Origin of the sequence: Afipia broomeae ATCC 49717 (genome assembly GCF_000314675.2) — a bacterium.
GTDB lineage: Bacteria > Pseudomonadota > Alphaproteobacteria > Rhizobiales > Xanthobacteraceae > Afipia > Afipia broomeae.
The window spans coordinates 447,045-464,478 of record NZ_KB375284.1; the positions used below are offsets into that span (position 1 = coordinate 447,045).

Below are 17,434 nucleotides of genomic sequence, written 5' to 3' on the forward strand. Positions count from 1 at the left end.
TTTTCGTGAATCTGTTTATCTTCGGCCTCGGCTTCAGCGGCAGAACCATCGCCGAACGCCGCCTCGCGCGTGGCGACACCGTGACCGGCACGGTGCGGTCGCACGACAAGGCGCAGGCCCTGTCCGCCGCAGGCATTCCCGCGCGGGTGTTTGGACCGGACGGCCGCGACGGCACCATCGATGCCGATCTAGCGGGGAGCGAAGCGCTGCTGATTTCCGTTCCGCCGGGCACCGGCGGCGATCCCGTGCTTGCCGCTTACGCCAGACAAATCGCCGCCGCGCCGAACCTGCGCTGGATCGGCTATCTCTCAACCATCGGCGTTTACGGGGACCACGGCGGAGCATGGGTCGATGAACAAACGCCCGCGACGCCGACCAATGCGCGCTCGATTGAGCGCGCCGCCGCCGAACAGGCGTGGCTTGCCTTTGGCACCGCGAACAACATCGCCGCACAGATTTTCCGGCTCGCGGGCATCTACGGTCCCGGCCAGAGCCAGCTCGTGCAACTGGCGCGGGGAACCGCACGCCGGATCATCAAGCCCGGACAGGTGTTCAACCGCATTCACGTCGAGGACATCGCGCGCGCGGTCGATGCGTCGCTCGACCGGCCGCGGCCGGGCGCGATCTACAACGTCACCGACAACGAGCCCGCGCCGCCGCAGGATGTGGTCACCTTCGCCGCTTCGCTCTGCGGAGTCGCGCCGCCGCGCGAAATCAGCCTCGATGACGCCGGCCTGACTGAGATGGGCCGCTCGTTCTATGCCGAGAGCAAACGCGTGCGAAACGATCTGCTGCGCAACGAACTGGGCGTCACGCTCGCCTATCCGACCTACCGCGAAGGATTGACCGCATTGCGCGCGGCCGGTGAAGGGCCGGGCTAGAGCAGCTTTGGTAAAAATGTCGGCGCATCCGCGGTGCTCTCCCTCTCCCCCGGGGGAGAGGGTTGGGGTGAGGGGATCTAAATCCATCGAGAGATCCTACGCCCTCAACCGACTTCGCTGACGCAAAGTCGACCTCTCCCCACGGGAGAGGTGGGCTGAACGATAACCCCCAACTCACGCCGCCTTCGTGGCTTTGGCCTGCTGGATCGCATTCCAGATTTTCACCGGTGTCAGCGGCGTCTGCAGCGACGTGATGCCAAGGTCGCTGAGCGCATCCATCACGCCGTTGACGATGCATGGCGGCCCGCCGATGGCGCCGGATTCGCCGCAGCCTTTGGCGCCGAGCGGATTTGTCTTGCACGGCGCGGAATCGTCGAGCGTCACGTCGATATGCGGCATGTCGCTGGCGCGCGGAATGCAATAGTCCTGATAGCTCGCCGTGAGCAACTGGCCCGAGGAATCGTACACCACGCCTTCATAGAGCGCCTGTCCGATGCCCTGCGCGACACCGCCGTGAACCTGACCGGTGACCAGCATCGGATTGATGGCGACGCCGACGTCATCCACCGTGGTGTAGCGCACCACGCGGGTCACGCCGGTTTCGGGATCGATCTCGACTTCGCAGATATGCGTGCCGTTCGGCCAGGTCGGACCGTCCACCTCGCCCTTGCTTTCGACACTGAGGCGCGAGTCCTTCTCGTCCTTGGCGAGATCGAACAGACTGACCCGCCGGTCGGTGCCGACCACCGTCAGCACGCCATCGCCGTATTCGATGTCGCCGACAGAGGCTTCGAGCACATGCGACGCCTTCTCGCGCGCCTTCTGGATCAGATCCCCGGCCGACACGACTGTGGCGGTGCCGCCGACGAACAGCGAACGCGACCCGACGCTGCCGCCGCCCGTCGCCTTGTCGGTGTCGCCCTGGATAACATCGATGCGGTCGAGCGGAATGCCGAGCGCGCCCGCCACCATCTGAGAGTAGCTGGTCTGAAGTCCCTGCCCCATCGCCTGGGTGCCCGACTGCAGCACGATGCGGCCCTCGGCGGTCGCCGACAACGTGACCTTTTCGGTGTGCACACGGCCGCCAGTCCATTCGATGTAGCTGGTGAGACCACGTCCGTAGAGCAGGCCCTTTTTCTTCGCGGCTTTCTTGCGCGCGTTGAACCCGTCCCAGTCCGCGAGCTTCGAGGCGCGCTCCATCATGTGCGCAAAAGCACCGCTGTCGTAGACTTCGCCGACCGCGTTCTTGTAGGGCAGTTGCGACGGCTTGATGTAATTCACCTTGCGGATCTGGCGCGGGTCCATGCCGATCTGCCGGGCGGCGGCATCCATCAATCGCTCGACGATGAACACGGCTTCCGGCCGTCCGGCGCCGCGATACGGGCCCGTCGGCGCGGTGTGAGTGAGCACCGCCTTGATGTCGAAGTGAACCAGCGGCAGATCATAAACGCCGGTGGCGACGAACGGTCCGAGCACCAGCGGAATAATCACGCCCGCGCCGGTGAGATAGGCGCCGGTGCCGCCGAGCGAGCGCACACGGAACGCCAGCACGCGGCCCTTTTCATCGAGCGCGAATTCGCCGGTCGATGTGAGATCGCGGCCATGCGATCCGCCGATGAAGTCGTCGATACGGTCGCCGCGCCAGCGCACGGTGCGCTTCAGCTTGGTCGCCGCATAAGCAACGATGCCGTCTTCGGGATAGAGATTGACCTTGTGGCCGAAACCACCGCCGATATCGCCGACCATCACATGAACGCTGTCTTTCGGACGCTTGAGCACAACATCCGAAAGAATGTCGCGCGTTGCGGTCGGCGTCTGGCTCTGGACATGCAGCGTGAGACGGCCGGTCTTCTTGTCGACCTCCGCCATGGTGCTGCGGGGCTCCAGCGCGGACGGCACCAGACGCTGGCTGGTGATGTCGAGCGAGACGACGTGTTTGGCCTTCGCGAAGGCGGCTTCCGTTGCAGCCGCATCGCCGTAGCTCATGGCGGCGGCGATATTGTCCGGCGCATCCGGCCAGACCACAGGCGCACCGGGCGCCAGCGCATCGGCCGGACTGACAACCGCCGGCAGAATCTCGTAATCGACGACGATCGCCTCGGCGGCCGTCTGCGCATCGGCACGTGATGGGGCAAGTACAGCCGCGACCGGCTCGCCGGCAAAGCGGACAACATCGTGCGCCAGCAAACGCCGCGGCGGCGCGGCCATCGGCGAACCATCGGGCCGCTTGAAGATCGGCAGGGTCGGGATGGTGCCGATATCGTCCGCGACCAGATCCGCACCCGTATAGACGGCGGCAACGCCCGGCATGGCCAGTGCTGCGCTGGTATCGATCGCGGTGATCCTGGCGTGGGCGTGCGGCGAGCGCAGCACGTAAAGCCACAACGCGCCATCCTGCGCCTTGTCGTCGATGAAATGTCCTTGCCCTGTGAGAAGCCGCTGATCTTCGAGGCGCTTGACGGATTGGCCCGCGCCGAAGCGCAGGTTGGAGGGCAGAATGTTCATCGGTGTTCCTTCAAACCAGACTGGACGCGAGCGAAGCCGCCGGACAGGCGGCACCCGGTCCCGATGCGGGTTCCGCTTAGCACAATCCGGCATGGGGAGTTGAGTCCGTGGAATGGTTTTCCGCCATGCGCCGGAAGTGGGGCTTTCATGGTCCCGCAGGACAGCCCTGACCTTGCATGTCCGCCCGCTCAGATTAAGGTCGCTGCAATGAATGAAATGATCCGCCCCAAATCCGTGCCGCCAGGATCTGTGCCTCGACGGGTCGCCGCGACCGCCTGCCCGCACGATTGCCCCTCGACCTGCGCCCTTGAAGTCGACGTGCTCGACGAGCGCACCATCGGCCGGGTGCGCGGCGCGCGGGACAACGGCTACACGGCGGGGGTGATCTGCGCCAAGGTCGCCCGCTACGCCGAGCGGATTCATCATCCTGACCGCCTGACGAACCCGCTGGTCCGCACCGGCGCAAAGGGCTCCGGCACCTTCGCGCCGATTTCATGGGACGATGCGCTGGATCTGGTCGCCGGGAAATTCCTGGAGGCCGAAGCACGGTACGGCTCCGAGGCGGTCTGGCCCTATCAGTACGCAGGCACCATGGGCCTTGTGATGCGCGACGGCATCCATCGTCTGCGCCATGCCAAGAAGTACTCCGGCTTCCATTCCACCATCTGCGTCAATCCGGCCTGGACCGGATTTGTCGCCGGCACCGGCAAGCTCGCAGGCCCGGACCCGCGCGAGATCGCGAAGTCCGACTGCGTCGTGATCTGGGGCACCAACGCGGTCAGCACCCAGGTCAATGTCATGACCCACGCGACGCGGGCGCGGAAGGAACGCGGCGCGAAAATTGTTGCGGTCGACGTCTATATGAACGGCACCATGGAGCAGGCTGATCTCGCGGTGCTGGTGCGGCCGGGTACCGACGGCGCGCTTGCCTGCGCGGTGATGCATTGCCTGTTCCGCGACGGCAAGGCGGATCGCGATTTTCTTGCGCAGCATACCGATGCGCCGCATGAACTCGAACAGCATCTGCAAAGCCGGGGCCCGGAATGGGCCTCGAAAATCACCGGCTGCCCGGTCGAGACCATCGAGGAATTCGCGGCGCTGGTGGGCAATACGCCGCGCACCTATTTCAGGCTCGGCTACGGTTTCTCCCGCTCACGCAACGGCGCGCCGAACATGCATGCCGCAAGCTGTATCGCAGCCGTAACCGGGGCGTGGCGTCATGAGGGCGGCGGCGCATTCCACAACAACGGCGCGATCTATCACTGGGACCGTTCGCTGATCGAGGGACTCGATGTGGTCGATCCGTCGATCCGCATGCTCGACCAGTCGCGCATCGGCGCGATCCTGTGCGGCGACGCCGACGCGTTGTTCAGTGGGCCGCCGGTGACGGCGATGCTGATCCAGAACACCAACCCGGTGTCGGTCGCACCGGACCAGACCCGCGTCAAGCAGGGCTTCGCGCGCGACGACCTATTCGTCTGCGTGCACGAACAGTTCATGACCGAGACCGCAAAGGCTGCCGACCTCGTGCTGCCGGCGACGATGTTCATGGAGCACGACGACGTCTATCAGGGCGGCGGACATCAATACATTATCGCGGGCCCGAAACTGATCGAGCCGCCGGGCGAGTGCCGCTCCAACCACGATGTGATCGTCAGCCTCGCCAGGCGACTTGGCGCAAAGCATCGCGGCTTCGACATGACGCCGCGCGAGATCATCGACTGGACGCTGCAAAAATCCGGCTGGGGCACGCTGGAAAACCTCGAGCGCGAACGCTGGATCGATTGTCAGCCGGATTTCGAGACCGCGCATTACACCAAGGGCTTTGCGTGGCCTGACGGAAAATTCCGTTTCAAGCCGGACTGGCCAACGGTGCCGTTCCGCAGTCCGGGGCTTTCGGGCCCGGTGGACGATCTCCCTCAATTGCCGGATCACTGGACGGTGATCGAGGAAGCCGACGAGCATCACAGGTTTCGTCTTGCCACGTCACCGGCGCGCAACTTCCTCAACACCACCTTCAACGAAACGCCGACCTCGCTCAGCCGCGAGCAGCGGCCCACGGTGATGATCCATCCCGACGATGCGGCGGCGCTGTCGATCGCCGACGGCGACAAGGTGATCCTCGGCAACGAGCGCGGCGAAGTCCGGCTTCACGCCAAATCCTTCGATGGCATGCGGCGCGGCGTGCTGATCGCCGAATCGATCTGGCCGAACCATGCCTATGAAGACGGCCGCGGCATCAACACGCTGACGGGCGCCGATCCGATCGCGCCCTATGGCGGCGCGGCGTTCCATGACAACCGCGTCTGGATCAGGCGCGCGGCGTAGGCAGGCTCGCCGTTACATCCAGCTTCGGATCAGCATGTAGATCGCGACGCAGGAAATCACCGCCACAAAAACGTCGTTGAGCAATGTCCGCCTGCTCGCCAGCAGATGCGCTGACTTCACGCCGATATATCCGCCGGCCAGACCGCCGACGATAAAGACCGCGGTCAGCGGCCAGTTCACCAGACCGGAGAACGCGTAGCTCGTTGCTGTGGTGAGACCGAAGGCCAGCACGGCCACCAGCGAGGAACTCACCGCGTACACCAGCGGCATGTCGGTCGCGAACACCAGCGCCGGCACGATCAGAAAGCCCCCGCCGATGCCAAAGAACCCGGAGAGCAAGCCGGTGGCAAGCCCCACGCCGGCAAGCGCCGGCGCATTGGCCCGGTTCAACTGGACAGACTTGTTGCCGTCGTGATCGCGGCGACGCCGCATCAAGACAGCAACCACGAGCATCAGAAGCGCGAACATCGTCAGCAGACGTGGCCCATCGACCATCTTGCCGACCAGTGAACCGAGAAACGCTCCAATCACACCTGCGCCGGCGAGCACCGACGCGCACCCCCACTTTACCGTGCCGGTGCGTGCGTGGATGAGAAGGCCGAACGCTGCGCTCGCCGCAACGGCGAGCGAGCTGGTGCCTATCGCCACATGCGCATTCGGTACGCCGACCAGATACACCATCAGGGGCACTGCAAGAATCGACCCGCCGCCGCCGATCACACCGAGCGAAAAGCCGACAAGCGAGCCCGATGCCGCTCCGAGCAAGCCCTGCGCCAAGGAGATCATACCGCTCGCCCCCCGCCGGCGGTTCGTCCCGCCGGGCTGTTTCATTCGGGGCAGCATGACACGATTTCAGCGCAGAGCCATCGGCAACGGACGAATTCCGCAACTTTCAACAGGCCGAAGGGGGACCCGGTACGCGACTGCCCGCTACGCGGACGGGCGATTTTCCCAGTAGGGATCGCGCAGCTTGCGCTTGAAGATCTTGCCGCTGGCTTCGCGCGGCAGGGCTTCAAGGAAGTTGATGTCTTTCGGCACCTTGAAGTTCGCCAGCCGCTTCTGCAGATAATCCTGCACGTCCTTCGGCGTCAGCGCGGCGCCGGTATCAGGTTCGATGCAGGCGCACAGCCGTTCGCCGAATTCGTCGTCCGGAATGCCGAACACGGCACAGTCGCGCACGCCCTCCATCCCGATCAGTGTGTTCTCGATCTCCGCCGGATAGATGTTGACCCCGCCCGAGATCACCATGTCGCGCTTGCGGTCGCAGAGAAACAGATAGCCGTCTTCATCCAGATAGCCGACATCACCGACACTGATCAGCCCCTCACGGCCGGCTTCCTCGCGCGCACCGGCTTTGCGGTGATAATCGAAATCCGGGATCGCGGTCTGCCGCATGAATATCTCGCCGATCTCATTGACACCGCAGGGCTCGCCATTCGGTCCGAAGATCTTGACGATGCCGCCTTCGATCGCGCGCCCGACGGTGCCGGGCTTCGCCAGCGCTTCCTGTGCCGAGTGCCAGATCGGAATCCCGGTCTCGGTCGAGCCGAAGTACTCATGAACCACCGGCCCCCACCATGCGATCATCGCCTGTTTGACCGGAACGGGACAGGGTGCCGCGCCATGCACCACGAACCGCAGCGATGACAGATCGTACCGCGCCTTCACTTCATCCGGCAGCCGCAGCAGCCGCACGAACATGGTCGGCACCATGTGCATGTGAGTGACTTTGTGCCGCTCGATGAGTTGGAGCAGATCCTCGGGATCGAAACGCGGCTCCAGAACGATGGTGCAGTCGTGGCGGAATGCCAGCATGCCGTAGGAACTGGGGGCCGAATGATACATCGGCCCGTTCATCAGAATGATCTGATCTTCATTCGGCTTCAGGCCGTAGGTGATGGCGCTGACCCGCTCGGCCGCGGCCATCTGTTCCGGCAGCATGGGCAAACGCCGCACGCCCTTCGGCCGGCCTGTGGTGCCGGACGTATAGAACATCGGCGTTGCGCGGCCCGGCGCTTCCCGGGACGGCGCAAATCCGTCGCGCCAGACGTCCCAATCCACCCGGCCCTCGGGCACGCGCGCCAGTTCAGGCGACACACCGAAAGCATCGGCAATCTCCGGCGGCGTTTTCACGACCAGCAGCGGCAAGCGCTTCGGCAGACCGTCCTTGATCTGCGGCAACAGGTCCGCGTGGCACACGAGGCTGTGCGCGCCGCTGTCGGCCAGAATATAGGCGACCTCTTCCGCCTTCAGGTGCCAGTTGATCGGCACCACCGGCGAACTTAGCATCGCCGCAGCCGCCGACGCTTCGAAAAGCGCGAAATCATTTCGCAGCATCAGCCCGACAGGCGCACCGTCACGCAGGCCGATCGCCTTGAAGCCGGTGGCGGCCCGCGCGATGCGCTCTTGGATTTCAGGAGTGCTGATCTGACGGTCGCCGCTGATAATCATGGTGTCGTTCCGGCTGAAGAAAGAGAACAGGCGCGCCGCGGCATCGCAGCGCGCCCTCGTTACGTTTACTGATCGTCGAGAACCTTGCCGAATCCAACCCAGCTCTTGCCGTCGAAGCGGCGCAGCAACAGTTGCTGGAACGGCAGGTAATCGTCGGGCCCGGTGTTGACCGTGATGCCCGGCAACAGCAGCGGCAGCTCGACGTTCTTGAGCGAAGCAGCCTGGCGCTTGATGTTCTCGGCACTGAAGTCGTCCTTGCAGGCCTTGAGCACGGCAACCATCAACTGGGCGTAATGGTAGCCGGCGGAATAGTTCGAGTTGTTCAGGTCGGCATTCGGCATGTACTGCTTCATGAACGCGAAGAACTCTTTCACGCCGGGATCGTTCGCCCATTGCACATCGTTGACGTCCTTCTGGTTGCTGGACGAGATCATGCCGACGGCATTCTCCAGTCCGGCCGGTGCGAGGAACGAAATCGAGGCCGCCGATGTCGGCAGGAACGTCATGTCCGGCTTCCAGCCGAGTTCGGCAATGCCTTTGATCAATTGCGACGTGAACTTGCCGAGCACCACGCCGAACAGGACGTCGGCGCCGGATGCCTTCAAGGTGGCAAGCTGCGAGTTGATGGTCGGCGCAGTCACCTCATAGCTCGCCTCGGCCACGATCATGGTCGCGGCCTTGTCACCGAGCGCGCGCTTGAATCCGCTGACATAGTCGCGGCCGAAGTCGTCGTTCTGCGCGAGAATGGCGATCTTCGCATTCGGTTTTGTCGCCAGGATATGCTTGGCGTAGATCACGCCCTCGGAGGCATAGGCCGCCATGCCCGGCATGGTGTAGGGGAAGCCCTTCGGATCGGCCCACTTGGTCGCGCCGCTGAGAACGAACAACTGCGGAATTTTCTTGCCGTTGAGATAACGATGCACCGCATTGTTGGTCGCGGTGCCGAGCGAGGCGAACATCACCTGCACCTCGTCCTGCTCGACCAGCTTGCGGGTGTGCTCGACGGTCTTCGGCGGCGAGTAGGCGTCGTCCATGCTGATGAACTTGATCTTGCGGCCGTTGATGCCACCTTCGGCATTGATCTTCTCGAAATACGCTTCCTGCACCCGGCCGATCATACCGAAGCCCGACAGCGGGCCGCTGTAAGGCAAGGTCTGCCCGATGCGGATTTCACCTTTGGTATCCGCATGTGCCTGCGCGATTCCGCACGCGGCAAGCGTCAGCATGGCCGTCGCAAGACGTGATAAGGCCTTCATGGTGTCTCCTCCCTGATTTGTTTGTTTTCTTGTGGTGGGCCGCGCTTATACGCGCGTGCCCCATTTTCCGTCAGGCGCTTGCGCGCATCAGGAAATCTCCTCGCGCTTCGGCGAATTCAGTCTTCAGCCGCTCGACCAGTTCCGCGACCGGCGGAATATCGGAAATCTGGCCGATGCCCTGTCCCGAGCCCCAGATGTCACGCCAGGCCTTGACCTTCATGTTCCCGCCGGAGCCGAAGTTCATCTTGGTCTTGTCGGCAACCGGCAGATTGTCTGGATCGAGGCCGGCAGCAGCGATCGAAGGGCCGAGGTAGTTGCCGTGAACGCCGGTGAACAGGTTGGTGTAGACCGTGTCGTGCGCGGCGTAGTCGGTCAGCGCCTTCTTGTAGGCGGGATCGGCGTTGGCCTCGACGGTCGCGATGAAGCGCGTGCCCATGTAGGCCATGTCCGCGCCGAGCGCGAGCGCCGACGCGATACCCCAGCCGTCGGAGATCGCGCCGGAGAGCAGGATGGTGCCCTTGAACCACTGCTTCACTTCCCGCACCAGCGCGAAGGGTGACAGCGTTCCGGCATGCCCGCCCGCGCCTGCGCAGACTAGGATGAGGCCATCGACGCCCTGCTCCGCGGCTTTGCGCGCGTGCTTGACATTGATGACATCGTGAAACACCACGCCGCCATAGGAATGCGCGGCATCGACGATTTCGGACGGCGGACGCAGCGACGTGATGATGACCGGAACCTTGTGCTTCACACAGGTTTCCATGTCCTTCATCAGACGGTCGTTGGAGGCGTGGCAGATCTGGTTGACCGCGTATGGTGCGACCTTCTTTTGCGGGTTCAGCGCCTGATATTCGCCGAGTTCGTCCTCGATCTGGGTCAGCCATTCGCCGAGCTTCTCGACCGGCCGCGCATTCAGCGCCGGGAACGAGCCGACGATGCCGGCCTTGCACTGCGCGATCACCAGCTCAGGACCCGACACGATAAAGAGCGGCGAGCCGAGAACCGGCAGTTCAAGCGTACCATTGAGCGAGGCGGGAAGCGGCATCGGATTTGTCCTGTTTGAATGTGAGCAACGATAACATCTTGACCGGCGCCCCCAATGTCCAATATTGAACAGTCGCAGCTTCAGGATTGAACAGATGGACTGGGATCTTTGCCGGACCTTCATCGCCGTTGCCGAATCCGGCAGCTATCTCGGCGCGGCCCGGCGGCTGCGCTCGAGCCATCCCACGGTCGGCCGCGAGATCGCGGCCCTCGAAGCGCAGCTCGGGACCAAACTGTTCGTCCGCTCCAATGACGGGCTGACGCTGACAGCGCAGGGCCGCCGCTTCCGTGAGCACACCGCGGCGATGGAAGCCGCTGCACTGCGGGCGGAAGCAGCGGTCTCGGCCACCGGCGCAAAAGCACGCGGCCTCGTCAAGTTCTCGATCGGCCCGACGCTGGCGGCCTACTGGCTGATGCCGCACATGGCGTCCTTCATCGAGACCCACCCCGACGTTCAGATCGAATTCGTCACCCACCCGTTCCCCGTCAGCGTCCGCAAGCGCGAGGCCGATATCGTGCTGCGCATTTATCAGAGCGGCGACGAGAACCTGGTCGGCCGCAAGATCGCGCGGCTGGGCGTCGGCTTCTATGCCTCGCGCGACTACGCCGCGCGCCATTCCCTGCCCCAGCATCGCGACGACTGGAAGCGTCACAATATCGTCGGCTTCGCGGACCGTGCCTCAAACGCCGAACTCGGACGCTGGAGCGATCATGTCGCGCGGGAAGCGACCGTGGTGATGCGCTGCTCATCGCAGGCCGACATGCTGGCGGCGGTCCGCGCCGGCGTCGGGATTTGTGCGATGTCCTGCATCGTCGCCGATGCCCACGATGACCTGATCCGCGTCGCGCCGGACAAGCTCGCCGGGATTTCCGACATCTGGCTGCTGGCGCATCCGGACCTGATCGATCTGCCGGCTGTTCGTGCAGTGATTGATTTCGTCACCCAGCGTTCGCGGGCGGATCGTGTGCGGCTCAGCGGCGCGGCAAAGGCATGAGGCGGCCTGGGCATGAAATCCTGCCCAGCTTACACCTCGCGCCTGATCTCGAGCTCCGACCAGATCCGGTTGAAGTACTCGTTGTAGAGCGGGTTGGTGCGAATGGTCACCGGGTCGCGCTCGGCGGCAGACAATTCGATGGTATGCAGGCTGCGCACCGTCGCGGGCCGGTTGGTCATCACAACGATGCGGTCGGCCATGGTGATCGCTTCCCCAATGTCATGCGTCACCAGAATCACGCTCTTGCCGCGCTCGCGGATAATCCGCTGTACCTCGCCTTGCAGCAGCAGCCGGGTCTGAAAATCCAGCGCTGAAAACGGCTCGTCCAGCAGGATCACGTCGGGATCGAACGCCAGCGTTCGCATGAAAGCCACGCGCTGGCGCATGCCACCGGACAACGTCGCGGGCTTGGCTTTCTCGAAACCGCCGAGGCCATAGGATGTGATCAGCCGATGCGCGATTTCCTCGGCCTCGGCGCGCGCCACACCGCGCACTTCCAGACCCAGCGTCACATTGTCCAGCACGCTGCGCCAGGGCAGCAGCATGTCCTTTTGCAGCATGTAGCCGACGTGGCCCTTGGCGCCCGCAACCTGCACGCCGTTGACCGACACGCTGCCCATGGTCGGCGAAATCAGCCCCGCGATAATATTGAACAGGGTGGTCTTGCCGCAGCCCGACGGTCCGACGATGGCGAGCACCTCGCGCTTGCGCAGACCGAAGGAGATGTTGCCCAGCGCGCGAACCGGATTCGCGCTCTCGGCGTTGAAGACCATGCCCACCTCATGGGCGGTCAGGACGTCTCCGGTGGCAGCGGCTGCATCAGCCATCAGGCGATCTCCGGATAGGTCAATTCTGGCGCCTGCCATTTGCGCCCGGCAATTACCGCGTCGAGATACGACAGCACGACGGCGTTGAATTGATCCGGCAGCACCACCGAGACGGCGTGGCCGCCGGTCTCGAAATAGAAGGTGTCGGCCTTGGGCATCAACTTCGCCATCCGCTCCGAATAAAACAGCGGGGTCAGATGATCGTCCTTGGAACAGGTGATCAGGCAGGGGCACGTGATCTTCCGCAGTTCCTCGCCCGGCGAATACGAACAGATCGCCTCGATGCGGCTCAGCATGATGTCCGTCGGCGCCAGCGCCGCAGCCGCCGCGGGCTCCTCCGCTTCAAGGCGCGCGATGTTTGCACTGACCCACCACGGCGGATTGAGAAACAGCGGCGTGGTCTTGACGTAATGCAGCGGACCGCTTGTCTGCAAAACGCGCTTGCGGACCTCGAAGCACCGCCTGAAGTAAGCGTCGGAGGTTGCCCATCCCGCATACAGAACCGCGCTCTTGATACGCGACGGAAAGCGCAGCGCCATGTCGTGCGCCATCGCCGCGCCGGTCGAATGGCCGACGATATGCGCGGCTTCGATTTTCAGTTCGTCCATCAGCGCGACCATGTCGTCGGTCATTTGCGGGACTGAATAAGTGATGCGGTCCTGACGCGAGCCGCCGGTCCCGCGATGATCGTGCAGCACGACCTGATGTTTCGCGGCGATGGCCTCGATGTTCGGCTTGAAATAGCTTCCTGCGCCGCCGATGCCGGCGACCAGCAGGACGGGCTCGCCCTTGCCGATCACCTCGTAAGCGATCTCGGTTCCGTTCACCTGAGCTACCGGCATCAAACTCTCCGTTGTTCTTGCACGTGTCTTGTCGTTGGGAGCGGCATCAGTAGCTGAGCCACCGTTCGAGCAGCGTGACGCTGTAGTCGAGCACCAGCGCCAGCAGCATCAGCGCGAACAGGCCCACCCAGACCGCGTTGAGGTCGTAGAGCGTCCCGGCGTAATAGACGAGATAACCGAGCCCCTGCTTGGCGGCGATGTATTCGCCGACCACCGCGCCGATCAGGGCGAATCCGACATTCAGCCGCAGGCCCGAGATGATCCAGGGCATGGTGGCCGGCGCCACGATCTTCCGAAAGGTCTGCCACCGGGTCGCACCGAGCGACCGCATCAGGCGGATCAGATCCTGATCGACCTCCTGCGCACCGCTATAGGCGGTCATCAGCGACACGATGAATGTGATAATCGCGGCGATGGCGATCTTGGATTCAATCCCGATGCCGAACCAGACGATGATCAGCGGCGCCAGCGCGATCTTGGGCAGGCCGTTGGCTGCCACGATGAACGGCCGCAGCATGAGTGCCAACCGCGGAGTCAGCCACAGTCCGAGACCCGCGACACTGCCGAAAAAGCAACCGATCACGAATCCAATCAGGGATTCGAGACCGGTGACGAGGGTGGACTGCACCAGCGTTCCGTCCGCCAGAAGCGTGACGAACTTCTTCGCGATGCCGCTCGGCTGGCCATAGAGATAGACCGGCAGCCATTCGGCCCGGATGGCGATCTCCCACAAACCAAGGAAGCCGACCGTCAGCGCGATCTGTCCGAGCAGGATCAGCAGCCACGGCGAAATGAGAAGGCCGCGCTGTTGTGCCTGTTCCGCCATGCTCAGCGGGCCTTGGGCAGATGCGCGATGGACGCGATTTCCACGAGGAATTCGGGTTTGACGAGATCCGCGCGAATGCAGTAGCGCGCCGGGAATTCGCTCGGAAAGAACTCCTTATAGACCGCGTTCATGGCGGCGTAATCGCCGAGGTCCTTGAGGAAGATCGAATTCATGGTGACGTCGGCCATCGTGCCGCCGGCGGCCTCGACGATGCTCTTGATCGACTCCAGAACCGCACGGGTCTGCGCCGTTGCGTCGCCGACACCCACGGTCTTGCCGCTGCCATCCATGGCCAGCACGCCGGAGACATAGAGGATGTTGTCCGCAACCACACCCGGCGAATAAGGCGCCATCGGCGGCGGCGAGCCGGCGGGAATAACTGGCTTACGGGGCATATCGGGCTCCTTGGGTTCCTGGCGAATCGTTATGATTGATGGGACAGAAAACGTCAGCGGTTGGTCAAGCTTCGCAGCTCGCTGACCGTGGTGGTCCAGCCGAAAAAAGTTTCGACGTTGTAGACCGTGGCCTCCTGCAGGGAGACCGGACCGGCCTGGAGCGTTGCGTCCTTCACCATGACCGGGAAGTACTCCAGGAAGTACGCATCGCGGATGGTGGATTCCACGCAGACGTTTGTGGCGACGCCCACCACCACCAGATTGCGAATCCGCCGCGCCCGCAGCATGCCGTCGAGCTGGGTGCCGGAGAAACCGCTGTAACGCGGCTTCGGCAGAACGATCTCGCCGGGCAGCGGCTTGATCTTTTCAACCAGCTCGTAGTCCCAGGTCCCGCGCGTGATGAGCTTGCCGTCGAGTTCCGGCCGCGCACGCATCGTTTTCAGCGCGTTCGACTTCCACCAGTTCGGAGAGTCCGGTGTACCGGCCTCCTGTTTTTCCGCATCCCAGCCGTTCTGGAAAAAGACAATCGTAAAGCCGAGCTTGCGCGAGATTTCGATGGTCTCCGCCACGGCAGCGATCACCGGCTTGGCGCCTGTCACATCGAACCCGGCAAGGTCGAGATAGCCGCCTGGCGACGCGTAGGCGTTCTGCATGTCGACAACGATGAGCGCGGTCTCATCAGGCGAGAGAGGGAATTCGTCCGGCTTGGCGCCCAGCACAAGGCTGTTGTCGTGACGCGGCAACGTCTGAGGCAGAGTCATGGTTATGTTCGCTTTTGAGGTCAGCTTTTCAGGCCAAAGTCGGACGCCGCCTTGGTGGCGAACGTCGTATCGACCATGTCTTCGTAGGGAAGTGTCTTCTTGAGCGTGCCCGCGCCGCTTTCGTGCTTCATGATCGCATCCCAGTCTTCCCTGGTGATGACCGGGTTGCGTGGCACCACGTTTTTGGTGGTCATGAAGTTCTTCGCGCCGAGCTTCACGACTTCCGGCGCAACGGTCGGAAATTCCTGCCGGCTGACCTCCTCGAAAGCGTTCGGGTCGGAGTGCAGCAGCTTCATCGCCTCCGCGAGCGCATTGGAGAACTTCTGAACCGTTTCGCCGTTGCTCTTGAGATACGGCTCGGTGACGAAGACGGACGAGAAGGCGATCGGCCCGAGAATGTCAGCGAATGAGTAGACCACCTCCAGCCCGAACTGGGTGACGCCGATGCTGGCGTCCCAGTCGAATGCGATCGCCAGATCGGCGCGGCCGTCCTTGACGGCGGCGGCCTGTGCACCGGGCGGCAGTTCGAGGAAATTCACGCCTGCTTCCTTCGGATCGAACCCGCCGACGCTGCGCATCAGATAAGTCGGTGTGGAGATTGTGTTGGACGGGAAGCGCAGGGTCGCAATGGTCTTGCCCTTCAGATCAGCCAGCGAATTGATCTTGAGGCCGGGCTTCGCGATCGCGAAGAGTGAAATACCGCCCGCGACCTTGGCGATGCATTTCATCTTGCCGCCTTCGAGGGTCGAGTTGACCGACATGCCGGTGCCGGTCAGCGCGAACTGCGCCCGGTTGGCGAGCAGCACGGAAACAGGCACCGCAATACCGCCCGCGGTGGAAAGCTCAACGTCCAGGCCCTGTTTTGCGAACATCTCTTTGCGCATCGCGACATAGAGCGGGGTATAGAGGGCGATATGGATGGCCTCGGACACAACCACCTTGGTCCGGCCCTGCGCGATGCCCGGCATCGGAAATGCCGCAGCCATGCCGAGCGCACCGGTTCCTATCAGCAAGCTCCGGCGGGTCGGCGTCGCAAGCGATGTCGCTTCAGGTTTAGGCGAAGTCATGTTCCATGGTCTCCTTGTGGGATGGCCGCGCCGGCAACCGCGACGGGAAGATGAAGCCTCTCCGGAGATGGATTTTCCAGTTCATCGCGACAGAACCGTATCTTCTGCTCCGAAAGCTCGCTTATGCAGGCTAGGGAGCATTTATCGTTGTTAAAAGTCGAGAATCTGTCATGCGATCCTGCAAAAAAGGCAACACCCCTATTTCCGGGTTTTCGCCTTTGACGCCCTGATCGTCGTGGTCAGAAGCTTGAGAAATTCCTGCGCCGCGCGAGAGAGCGGCCTGTCCCGGTGCACGCTGATGCTGGATCGCGCGGATGCGAGTTCAGTGTCCGCCACAGGGATCGCGCGAAGCTGGCCTGATCCGAGTTGCGTAATCACCGCCATCGCCGGCTTGAAAGCAATGAACTGGCCGGTCACGGCCATCGTATTGGTCAGTTCCAGCGAATTCGTCGTGACCAGCACCCGTGGATTCAGCTTGTGTTTTGCGACGGTCCGCTCAAACGACTGCCGGATACCGAAGCTATGATCGGGGAGCGCCAGAGGCTCCTTGCAGATTTCGTCCAGACTGAGGCTCTTGCGATTTGCATACTTGTGATCACGCGCGACCAGACAGGAAACCGGTTCCGGAAACTCCGCGATGGTTTCGATCTCGGCGCGCGGTGACGCATTGAAGGTGATGCCGATGTCGGCCTCGTCTTCCAGCAAGGCCTCGGTGATCCGATCGGTCGATGCGGTTTGAACCTTGAACGCAACAGCCGGATAACGGCGCTGGAAGTCGGCGAGGATATTGGGCAGCAAGCCGGTGACGAAACCTTCGATCACCCAGAGGCTGACGTCGCCACGGCGCAGGCCGCGAAGATCATCGATCCCAGCACGTGCCCGGTCGAGGTCGCGGAAGATGCGATGACTTTGCCGGGCCAGAACTTCGCCGGCCGCGGTGAGCCGCACACCGCTTTTGGAACGTTCGAAAAGCACCGCATCGAGCTCATGCTCGAGCTGCGCGATCTGCCTGCTGACCGCTGACGGCGCGACATGAAGCCGGTCCGCTGCCTTGCGGATCGAACCAAGCTTTGCAACTGCGTTGAAGTATTTCAGCGTCAGAAAACGCATCGCGCCCCCGCAAGACGCGGCCGGAAAGCGCTCATGTAGCTGCGGCCGCCAAACATTTTATATTTGAATCCCCTCATTGCCTGCGGGCTTCAATCCAGCGCAAAGTGCAGCCGTAACTGAAGCTTTTCAACAAGAACGTAATTGTC

15 protein-coding genes are annotated in these 17,434 nt (G+C 63.1%); 3 read left to right on the forward strand and 12 right to left on the reverse strand.

Annotation, left to right across the window (positions count from 1 at the left end):
* Positions 1-5 precede the first annotated feature (5 nt).
* Positions 6-881, forward strand: coding sequence for an SDR family oxidoreductase (locus tag HMPREF9695_RS21615; protein WP_006023038.1), 876 nt, complete (start codon positions 6-8; stop codon positions 879-881).
* 174 nt (positions 882-1,055) lie between these two features.
* Here HMPREF9695_RS21615 and HMPREF9695_RS21620 read toward each other — a convergent pair whose 3' ends face one another.
* The gene (locus HMPREF9695_RS21620; protein ID WP_006023039.1) at positions 1,056-3,386 is read right to left on the reverse strand and encodes a xanthine dehydrogenase family protein molybdopterin-binding subunit; all 2,331 of its coding nucleotides are present in this window, start codon (positions 3,384-3,386) and stop codon (positions 1,056-1,058) included.
* Positions 3,387-3,593: 207 nt separating this feature from the next.
* Here HMPREF9695_RS21620 and HMPREF9695_RS21625 point away from each other — a divergent pair, with 207 nt between their 5' ends.
* The gene (locus tag HMPREF9695_RS21625) at positions 3,594-5,714 is read left to right on the forward strand and encodes a molybdopterin-containing oxidoreductase family protein (RefSeq protein ID WP_006023040.1); all 2,121 of its coding nucleotides are present in this window, start codon (positions 3,594-3,596) and stop codon (positions 5,712-5,714) included.
* A 12-nt stretch (positions 5,715-5,726) separates the two neighbouring features.
* On the opposite strand, the gene HMPREF9695_RS21630 is transcribed toward HMPREF9695_RS21625, so the two are convergent.
* The 4 genes from HMPREF9695_RS21630 to HMPREF9695_RS21645 all read right to left on the reverse strand — a co-directional run bounded on the left by HMPREF9695_RS21630 (position 5,727) and on the right by HMPREF9695_RS21645 (position 10,466).
* Positions 5,727-6,500 carry a sulfite exporter TauE/SafE family protein gene (locus HMPREF9695_RS21630; protein ID WP_006023041.1) on the reverse strand — a complete coding sequence of 258 codons (774 nt, stop codon included), beginning with the start codon at positions 6,498-6,500 and terminating at the stop codon, positions 5,727-5,729.
* A 144-nt stretch (positions 6,501-6,644) separates the two neighbouring features.
* The gene (locus HMPREF9695_RS21635) at positions 6,645-8,165 is read right to left on the reverse strand and encodes an acyl-CoA synthetase (protein WP_006023042.1); all 1,521 of its coding nucleotides are present in this window, start codon (positions 8,163-8,165) and stop codon (positions 6,645-6,647) included.
* Between the two features lie 65 nt (positions 8,166-8,230).
* A complete protein-coding gene (locus tag HMPREF9695_RS21640) occupies positions 8,231-9,421 on the reverse strand; it encodes an ABC transporter substrate-binding protein (RefSeq protein WP_006023043.1) in 1,191 nt (396 codons plus the stop codon).
* Between the two features lie 70 nt (positions 9,422-9,491).
* Positions 9,492-10,466 carry an NAD(P)H-dependent flavin oxidoreductase gene (locus HMPREF9695_RS21645; protein WP_006023044.1) on the reverse strand — a complete coding sequence of 325 codons (975 nt, stop codon included), beginning with the start codon at positions 10,464-10,466 and terminating at the stop codon, positions 9,492-9,494.
* A 94-nt stretch (positions 10,467-10,560) separates the two neighbouring features.
* On the opposite strand from HMPREF9695_RS21645, the gene HMPREF9695_RS21650 reads away from it, so the two are divergent.
* Positions 10,561-11,460: a LysR family transcriptional regulator gene (locus tag HMPREF9695_RS21650; protein ID WP_006023045.1), complete on the forward strand. Its 900-nt coding sequence runs from the start codon at positions 10,561-10,563 to the stop codon at positions 11,458-11,460.
* Between the two features lie 29 nt (positions 11,461-11,489).
* Here the strand turns inward: HMPREF9695_RS21650 and HMPREF9695_RS21655 are convergent, their stop codons facing one another.
* The 7 genes from HMPREF9695_RS21655 to HMPREF9695_RS21685 form a co-directional block, all read right to left on the reverse strand.
* Positions 11,490-12,287 carry an ABC transporter ATP-binding protein gene (locus tag HMPREF9695_RS21655; protein WP_006023046.1) on the reverse strand — a complete coding sequence of 266 codons (798 nt, stop codon included), beginning with the start codon at positions 12,285-12,287 and terminating at the stop codon, positions 11,490-11,492.
* Entirely contained in the window at positions 12,287-13,129 is an 843-nt protein-coding gene (locus HMPREF9695_RS21660; protein ID WP_006023047.1) for an alpha/beta fold hydrolase, read from the reverse strand. Before HMPREF9695_RS21660 ends, HMPREF9695_RS21655 begins: the two co-directional genes overlap by 1 nt.
* 46 nt (positions 13,130-13,175) lie before the next feature.
* Entirely contained in the window at positions 13,176-13,955 is a 780-nt protein-coding gene (locus HMPREF9695_RS21665; protein WP_006023048.1) for an ABC transporter permease, read from the reverse strand.
* A gap of 2 nt (positions 13,956-13,957) precedes the next feature.
* A complete protein-coding gene (gene rutC / locus HMPREF9695_RS21670; protein ID WP_006023049.1) occupies positions 13,958-14,350 on the reverse strand; it encodes a pyrimidine utilization protein C in 393 nt (130 codons plus the stop codon).
* Positions 14,351-14,403: 53 nt separating this feature from the next.
* A complete protein-coding gene (locus tag HMPREF9695_RS21675; protein ID WP_006023050.1) occupies positions 14,404-15,111 on the reverse strand; it encodes an isochorismatase family protein in 708 nt (235 codons plus the stop codon).
* Between the two features lie 20 nt (positions 15,112-15,131).
* Positions 15,132-16,178, reverse strand: a complete 1,047-nt coding sequence (locus HMPREF9695_RS21680; protein ID WP_006023051.1) for an ABC transporter substrate-binding protein — start codon at positions 16,176-16,178, stop codon at positions 15,132-15,134.
* A 198-nt stretch (positions 16,179-16,376) separates the two neighbouring features.
* The gene (locus HMPREF9695_RS21685; RefSeq protein WP_006023052.1) at positions 16,377-17,288 is read right to left on the reverse strand and encodes a LysR family transcriptional regulator; all 912 of its coding nucleotides are present in this window, start codon (positions 17,286-17,288) and stop codon (positions 16,377-16,379) included.
* Positions 17,289-17,434 lie beyond the last annotated feature (146 nt).

Bases quoted from the DNA above. Each gene is read 5' to 3' on its own strand.
- HMPREF9695_RS21620 (WP_006023039.1), bottom strand. From the start codon at position 3,386: ATGAACATTCTGCCCTCCAACCTGCGCTTCGGCGCGGGCCAATCCGTC.
- HMPREF9695_RS21625 (WP_006023040.1), top strand. From the start codon at position 3,594: ATGAATGAAATGATCCGCCCCAAATCCGTGCCGCCAGGATCTGTGCCT.
- HMPREF9695_RS21630 (WP_006023041.1), bottom strand. From the start codon at position 6,500: ATGATCTCCTTGGCGCAGGGCTTGCTCGGAGCGGCATCGGGCTCGCTT.
- HMPREF9695_RS21635 (WP_006023042.1), bottom strand. From the start codon at position 8,165: ATGATTATCAGCGGCGACCGTCAGATCAGCACTCCTGAAATCCAAGAG.
- HMPREF9695_RS21640 (WP_006023043.1), bottom strand. From the start codon at position 9,421: ATGAAGGCCTTATCACGTCTTGCGACGGCCATGCTGACGCTTGCCGCG.
- HMPREF9695_RS21645 (WP_006023044.1), bottom strand. From the start codon at position 10,466: ATGCCGCTTCCCGCCTCGCTCAATGGTACGCTTGAACTGCCGGTTCTC.
- HMPREF9695_RS21650 (WP_006023045.1), top strand. From the start codon at position 10,561: ATGGACTGGGATCTTTGCCGGACCTTCATCGCCGTTGCCGAATCCGGC.
- HMPREF9695_RS21655 (WP_006023046.1), bottom strand. From the start codon at position 12,287: ATGGCTGATGCAGCCGCTGCCACCGGAGACGTCCTGACCGCCCATGAG.
- HMPREF9695_RS21660 (WP_006023047.1), bottom strand. From the start codon at position 13,129: ATGCCGGTAGCTCAGGTGAACGGAACCGAGATCGCTTACGAGGTGATC.
- HMPREF9695_RS21665 (WP_006023048.1), bottom strand. From the start codon at position 13,955: ATGGCGGAACAGGCACAACAGCGCGGCCTTCTCATTTCGCCGTGGCTG.
- rutC (WP_006023049.1), bottom strand. From the start codon at position 14,350: ATGCCCCGTAAGCCAGTTATTCCCGCCGGCTCGCCGCCGCCGATGGCG.
- HMPREF9695_RS21675 (WP_006023050.1), bottom strand. From the start codon at position 15,111: ATGACTCTGCCTCAGACGTTGCCGCGTCACGACAACAGCCTTGTGCTG.
- HMPREF9695_RS21680 (WP_006023051.1), bottom strand. From the start codon at position 16,178: ATGACTTCGCCTAAACCTGAAGCGACATCGCTTGCGACGCCGACCCGC.
- HMPREF9695_RS21685 (WP_006023052.1), bottom strand. From the start codon at position 17,288: ATGCGTTTTCTGACGCTGAAATACTTCAACGCAGTTGCAAAGCTTGGT.